The 929-nt window shown below is 28.4% G+C and carries 1 protein-coding gene and 1 pseudogene; both read right to left on the bottom strand.

The window, feature by feature from the left end; translation table 11 throughout:
- A pseudogene (locus CPX_RS02830) lies at positions 1-480 on the bottom strand (lambda-exonuclease family protein); the annotation flags it as partial.
- Positions 481-705: 225 nt separating this feature from the next.
- Positions 706-929: hypothetical protein (locus tag CPX_RS02980; RefSeq protein ID WP_235443277.1), on the bottom strand; the 224-nt coding region annotated here is incomplete at its 5' end.

A 929-nucleotide genomic window follows, 5' to 3' on the forward strand; every position in this document is an offset into this window, starting at 1 on the left:
CGTTAAAATAAACTAAAAAATAAGCAAATTTTGCTTGGGAACAATAGAGTTGACATTGAACTTGAGCCCAGTAGTTTAAGGGTACTTCTTTGTTGGATAAAAAGCCATTCCATGATATTGATATGTTGTTATTTTCATCACGATAAGGACATTTAATTTCTAAGAGAGTATTGGTTTTAGCATTATAACCATCTAAGGAAGCGGAAAAACATTTTTTTCTTTGTCATCGGTAAAGACGGTATCAGGATAAGTGAGTTTGGTTGTTTTTTCGAAGAAAATTCTCGCTAGAGGTTCCATTTTATTACCATGTTCAGTGTATTTGTTGCTTGTAAAAGTAGTACCAAAAATTTTGTCATAAACTAATTGTTCTAAAGAACGAAATTTATCATTGCCTGTGATGCTACCGATTTCAGAGGCGTTAATGTATTGTTTGCGGTGTTGGTACCATTCTTTGGTACGTTGAGATAATGTGATTTGCATCGTTATTTTCCTTTCTTAAATAATGAGATGATATATTGGCCTAAATAATAAATAAATCTGATTGTATGAAATAACGCTTTTAAAAGAAAATCAATTAAACATAAAAGATGAGGTAGGAATAATAAAAGAATGGATAATAAAACTAAATTAAGCCATTGGTTTTGATAAGTTAAGAAATGATTACTGATAGCGGAGAACCAATTATTTAACTTCGTTAACCAAGTATTAATTAGGTTCCACATGATGGTTTGTTTTAGTAGCGATTAGATATTGATAAAATTTGACTACTATTCCTTGTTTTAGTCTTTGGATACTTAATTGATAGGTAAAAAGATAGAATTTGATTAAATAATTAATAAAAATTAAAGGGATTAATAAGATAAAGGTAATGATGTTGCTGAATAAAGATGATAATATTTTTTTAATGAACATATTTAATAATTCCTTTC

The sequence above is a fragment of the Candidatus Phytoplasma pruni genome, assembly GCF_001277135.1.
In the GTDB taxonomy this organism is placed as follows: Bacteria; Bacillota_I; Bacilli_A; order Acholeplasmatales; family Acholeplasmataceae; genus Phytoplasma; species Phytoplasma pruni.